This window comes from Variovorax sp. 20P10.2.4, assembly GCF_058244205.1.
The window spans coordinates 1-1451 of sequence record NZ_JBZAYE010001088.1 but is presented as its reverse complement, the minus strand read 5'-3'; the positions used below and the strand labels follow the sequence as shown (position 1 = coordinate 1451).

Below are 1451 nucleotides of genomic sequence, written 5' to 3'. Positions count from 1 at the left end.
CCATCCACATCGTGCGGCGAAAGCCGGCGCGCTGAGGGACCGCATCCCTTCCCCCAAGAGAACGACGACAGGAGACAAGACGATGAGAAACAGCAAGACTTCCACCTCCCTCGGCCGCCGCGCCGTCAACGCGCTGCTGGCCGGCGCGCTGCTGCTGCCGCTGGCCGCGCAGGTCCATGCGGCCGGGCCGATCAAGATCGGCGCCGTGGTCTCGGCCACCGGCCCGGCCTCCTTCCTCGGCGATCCGCAGCAGAAGACGCTCGAGATGTACGTGCGCAAGATCAACGCGGCCGGCGGCGTGCTCGGCCGCAAGCTCGAGCTGGTGCTCTACGACGATGCCAGCGACGCGAACAAGGCCAACGCCTTCACGCGCCGCCTCATCATGCAGGACGAGGTCGATGCCATCCTCGGCGCTTCGACCACCGGCTCCACCATGGCGATGGTGCCGCAGGCCGAGGCCGCGAAGATGCCGCTGATCTCGCTGGCCGCCGCCTCGGTCATCGTCGAGCCGGTCAAGCCCTACGTGTTCAAGATGCCGCACTCCGACCGCATGGCGGCCGAGAAGGTGCTCGGCGAGATGAAGAAGCGCGGCTTCACGCAGTTCGCGCTGCTGTCGGACACCGGCGGCTTCGGCAAGTCGGGCCGCACCGAGACGCTCAAGCTCGCCGAGTCGCTGGGCCTGAAGGTGGTGGAGGACCAGACCTACGGCGAGAAGGACACCGACGTCACGCCGCAGCTCACGCGCATCAAGTCCTCGGGCGCGCAGGCCGTGTTCGTGTTCGGCACCGGCCAGGCGCCGGCCATCATCGCGCGCAACCACCAGCAGCTCGCGATGAAGCAGCCGCTCTACACCTCCCACGGCCAGGCCTCGACCGAGTTCATCCGCATCGCGGGCAAGTCTTCCGAAGGCATCCGCATGCCGTCGCCCGCGCTGCTGATCGCCCAGGCGCTGCCCGACGCCGACCCGCAGAAGAAGGTCAGCGTGTCGTACGCCAAGGACTACGAGTCGACCGCGAAGATGGACGTGTCGACCTTCGGCGGCTACGCCCACGATGCGCTGTACCTGCTGATCGACGCGATCCAGCGCGCCGGCGGCACCGACAAGCAGAAGCTGCGCGATGCCATCGAGGCCACCAAGGACTTCGTCGGCGTGAGCGGCATCTACCGCATGTCGGCCACCGACCACATGGGCCTGGACGTCTCCGCGTTCCGTATGGTCGAGATCAAGGACGGCAAGTTCGTGGAAGTCCGCTGAGTTCGCGCGCGTCACCGGAGAGCGCATGAAGCTCAATGCGAACGATCACCGCCGGCATGCCCGCCGGCGGCTGCCGCGCTTCGTCTTCGACTATGTCGACGGCGGCGCGGAGACCGAGGACTGCCTGCGGCGCAACGAGGCCGACCTGGCCGCGCTGCACCTGGTGCCCACCGCGCTGCGCGACACCCGCCATGCC

The 1451-nt window shown here is 68.3% G+C and carries 2 protein-coding genes; both read left to right on the top strand.

Going from position 1 to position 1451, the window contains the following annotated elements; translation table 11 throughout:
• The first annotated feature begins 82 nt into the window (after positions 1-82).
• Positions 83-1255 carry an ABC transporter substrate-binding protein gene (locus AC27VN_RS41325; RefSeq protein WP_431511270.1) on the top strand — a complete coding sequence of 391 codons (1173 nt, stop codon included), beginning with the start codon at positions 83-85 and terminating at the stop codon, positions 1253-1255.
• A 25-nt stretch (positions 1256-1280) separates the two neighbouring features.
• Positions 1281-1451, top strand: a 171-nt coding sequence (locus tag AC27VN_RS41320; protein WP_490880491.1) for an alpha-hydroxy-acid oxidizing protein, incomplete at its 3' end; no start/stop codon positions are given.

Excerpts from the sequence above, each read along its gene's own strand:
- AC27VN_RS41325 (WP_431511270.1), top strand. The coding sequence starts at position 83 with ATGAGAAACAGCAAGACTTCCACCTCCCTCGGCCGCCGCGCCGTCAAC.